The 3,661-nt window shown below is 69.1% G+C and carries 3 protein-coding genes and 1 tRNA gene; 3 read left to right on the top strand and 1 reads right to left on the bottom strand.

The features are described 5' to 3' along the window. Positions 1-196 precede the first annotated feature (196 nt). Positions 197-283: transfer RNA gene (locus tag V7Z54_RS04305), tRNA-Leu, on the top strand. 145 nt (positions 284-428) lie between these two features. Then, complete coding sequence (locus V7Z54_RS04300; RefSeq protein ID WP_334134614.1) at positions 429-1,415, top strand: calcium/sodium antiporter; 987 nt, start codon at positions 429-431, stop codon at positions 1,413-1,415. 45 nt (positions 1,416-1,460) lie between these two features. Here V7Z54_RS04300 and V7Z54_RS04295 read toward each other — a convergent pair whose 3' ends face one another. Further along, the gene (locus V7Z54_RS04295; RefSeq protein WP_334134612.1) at positions 1,461-2,387 is read right to left on the bottom strand and encodes an NAD-dependent epimerase/dehydratase family protein; all 927 of its coding nucleotides are present in this window, start codon (positions 2,385-2,387) and stop codon (positions 1,461-1,463) included. Between the two features lie 116 nt (positions 2,388-2,503). Here V7Z54_RS04295 and V7Z54_RS04290 point away from each other — a divergent pair, with 116 nt between their 5' ends. Next, positions 2,504-3,535: a CDP-6-deoxy-delta-3,4-glucoseen reductase gene (locus V7Z54_RS04290; RefSeq protein WP_334134611.1), complete on the top strand. Its 1,032-nt coding sequence runs from the start codon at positions 2,504-2,506 to the stop codon at positions 3,533-3,535. Positions 3,536-3,661: the final 126 nt, after the last annotated feature.

The following is a 3,661-nucleotide window of genomic DNA, read 5'->3' as shown; positions in this document are numbered from 1 at the left end:
TGGGGTAGCGGCGCGGCGCCCGGCGCCGGGCCGCCGGGCGGCTGCCCGAAGCGGATGCAGGAGACGTCATGGAACGATGGCGATGTGGGTCGAAGTCGAAGCCGACGTCGGCAATCGGCCAGTGTCGGCAGGTACAGGTCTGCATCATGCCACGGGCCAGCCGGTGCGGCACGTGTGCGATAATGACGACCTGCGTGCCGGAGTGGCGAAATAGGTAGACGCAGCAGATTCAAAATCTGCCGGTGGCGACACCGTGCCGGTTCGAGTCCGGCTTCCGGCACCATCGTCACGTGCGGTAGCAGGCGGCCAAAAACCACTGTTTCAGCGCCATGGCGCGCACGGGCCGTCCAGACCCGCGTCCCAGCGGCGGGTGCGCGCAGCCGCAGCTTAGGTCCCCAGTGCGTCGTGATCCAACACCCTTTCCTGCCATGGACGTTTGGTTGATGCCGCTGCTGGCCATCGTGGGTGGACTGGCCGTGCTGGTCTGGTCGGCCGACCGCTTCGTCGATGCGGCCGCGGCCCTGGCGCGCCACTACCAGCTGCCGCCGCTGCTGATCGGTGCGGTCATCATTGGGTTTGGCACCTCGGCACCGGAGCTGGCGGTGTCCACGCTATCGGCCCTGGAAGGCGCACCCGGCATTGCGCTGGGCAACGCTTTCGGATCCAACACCGCCAACATCGGCCTGATTCTGGGGCTGACGGCACTGATCAACCCCATCACCGTCCACTCCCAGGTACTGCGACAGGAACTGCCCATTTTGCTGGCCGTCACCGCGCTGGCGCTGGGCCTGCTGTGGGATTTGCAGCTGGCGCGCGCCGAGGCGCTGCTGATGCTGGCGGTGTTCGCCGCGGTACTGGGCTGGTCGATCTGGCAGGGCATGCGCCAGGGCCCCGATCCGCTGGCCACCGAAACCGAGGCCGAACTCGACGCCCACCCGATGACACCCGCGCGCGCCTGGGCCTGGACGGTGGGCGGGCTGGCGCTGCTGTTAAGCAGCTCGCGGCTGCTGGTGTGGGGCGCGGTCACGCTGGCGCAGGCCGCCGGGATCAGCGACCTGATCATCGGTCTGACCATCGTCGCGGTGGGCACCTCACTGCCCGAACTGGCATCGTGCATTGCCGCTGCACGCAAAAACGAGCACGACTTGGCGCTGGGTAACGTGCTGGGCTCCAACCTGTTCAACACGTTAGCCGTGGTGGGCTTAGCTGGTGCGATCCATCCGCTGTCCAGCGAGGCGGCGCTGCTGCAACGCGACCTACCGGTGATGGCCGCCCTGACCGTGGCGCTGTTCGTGCTAGGGCTCGGTTGGAAGGGCCGGCCCGGGCGCATCAACCGCTTCGAAGGCGCGGCGCTGGTGCTGGCCTACGCGGCCTACACGGTCTGGCTGGCACGCGATACATTGAGGGCAGGCTAAAAAAGCCGCCGCCGTTGCAGGCCCATAGCCGCCTCGGCGTGCGCTTCAACGCGCTGCCGTCCAGCCGGCGCGCACGTCCGGGTAGCGCAACCGCAGGCGCAGTTCGCGCTTCAGGCGCGTGTTATCCAGTCGGCGCGACTCGCTCATGAACGACAGCAGCATCAGCGGCAGCTGTCGCTCGGCCCCCTCGCGCGGCAGCCGGGGCGGTCGCGGCAGGCCGTGCAGGTCGGCCACCAGGTCGAAGTAGTCGCCCATGCGCAGCTCGCTGTCGTCGCAGACGTGCAGCACACGTTGGGGGCGGCCGCGCCACAGCGCCAGCACACATGCCCGCGCCAGATCGTCCGCGTGGATGTGGTTGGTGTAGACATCGTCTTCGGCGCGCAGCACCGGCGTGCCGCGCCGCAGGTGCTGCAGTGGCCCTTCGGGCCGGTCCGGGGCGTAGATGCCGGGAATGCGCAGCAACGTCACGCGCGTGCCCGTGCGGCGTCCGAACATGCGCCATTGGCGCTCCGCATCCAGCCGCCGCCAGGCGCGCGGTGTCGCCGGAGCAGCGGGCCGTGTCTCGCGCACACACGCGCCCGCGCAGTCACCGTACACCCCGCTGGTGGAGGCGTACACCAGCGCCGTCGGCACCACACGCCGAGCCAGGACCTGTGCCAGCGCGCGCGAGCGTGCATCCCGCCACAGATCGCGCCCGACTCCATCGCTGCGCGGGGGCGCCAGATGCAGCACGCGCGCTGCCAACCCCGCCAGGCGCCCGAGCGTAGCCGGCACATCCAGGTCGCCTACCAGCGGCGTCACCCCAGCGGCCCGCAGTTCGGTCACCCGCTGGGGTGACGAGGTCAGCGCCAGCAGCCGGGCCCGGCCGGCCAACAGGCGGACGGCGCGCAGCCCCACGTCTCCGCACCCCACGATCAGCACGCGCGACCGCCGGAATCGCGCCGGCAGCGCCCCACCCGTTGCATTCAGCATCGATTCACATCCTTCGCGGCACACTCGACCCCACCGGGCACACGCCGTGCCGTGGTGGCTTTTGCGACAATCTCGCTTTGTCCGTTTTGCGGCACATCCGCCGCCTGTGTCCAAGTATGACATTCACCATCACCGTCCAACCCAGCGGCCGCACCTTTGCGGCCACCGACAGCGAAACCCTGCTCGCCGCCGCCATCCGGCAAGGCATCGGCCTGCCTTACGGCTGCAAGGACGGTGCCTGCGGCTCGTGCAAGTGCCGTCTGCTGTCGGGTCAGGTCACGCACGGTCCGCACCAGAGCAAGGCGCTCAGCGCCGAGGAGGAGGCGGCCGGTCTGGTACTGACGTGCTGCGCCACCGCGCACAGCGATATCGTGCTGGAGTCGCGCCAGGTCAGCGCCGCCGGTGCTTTTCCGATCAAGAAACTGCCGGTGCGCGTGCTGGCGCTGCAGCGCGCTGCGCCCGACGTGATGATCGTGCAGCTGCAACTGCCGGCCAACGATACCTTCCAGTATCACGCCGGGCAGTACATCGAGTTTCTGCTGCGCGACGGCGCGCGCCGCGCCTACTCAATGGCCACCGCCCCCCATCTGCGCGGCGACGTGCCCACGCTGGAGCTGCACATCCGCCACATGCCCGGCGGCAAGTTCACCGACCACGTATTCGGCACGCTGAAGGAAAAGGACATCCTGCGCATCGAGGGGCCGTTTGGCAGCTTCTACCTGCGCGAGGACTCCGACAAACCCATCATTCTGCTGGCCTCGGGCACCGGATTCGCTCCCATCAAAGCCATCGTGCAGCACATGCAGCACAAGGGCATCACCCGCCCCACCTGGCTGTACTGGGGCGGAAGGCGGCCGCACGACCTGTACCAGGATGCCTGGGCGCGGGAACAGGCCACCCAGCTGCCCCAGCTGACCTACGTGCCGGTGGTCTCCGATGCCGTGCCTGAAGACGGATGGCATGGTCGCACCGGCTTTGTGCACCAAGCGGTGCTGGCCGACCACCCAGACCTCTCGGGCTTCGAGGTGTACGCGTGCGGGGCGCCGATCGTCATCGAGTCGGCGCGCCGCGACTACGCGGCGGCGGGGCTTCCCGCCGATGCCTTCTACGCCGACGCCTTCACGTCGGAAGCCGACAAACAAAGCTGAACCCGGCGCTGCGTGGGCACGTGAGCGCAGCGCACGGGCGGGTGTCCAGTGCCCACCCACCGGACTGGGTGGCTTGGCAGCACTCAGCCCTGCGCCAGCAGCCGCCGCACGTCGTCGGCCAGCGCC

The organism is Tepidimonas sp. (genome assembly GCF_036824975.1).
Taxonomy (GTDB): Bacteria; Pseudomonadota; Gammaproteobacteria; order Burkholderiales; family Burkholderiaceae_C; genus Tepidimonas.
The sequence above is the reverse complement of the archived record's forward strand: the minus strand, read 5'-3'. Positions and strand labels throughout refer to the sequence as shown.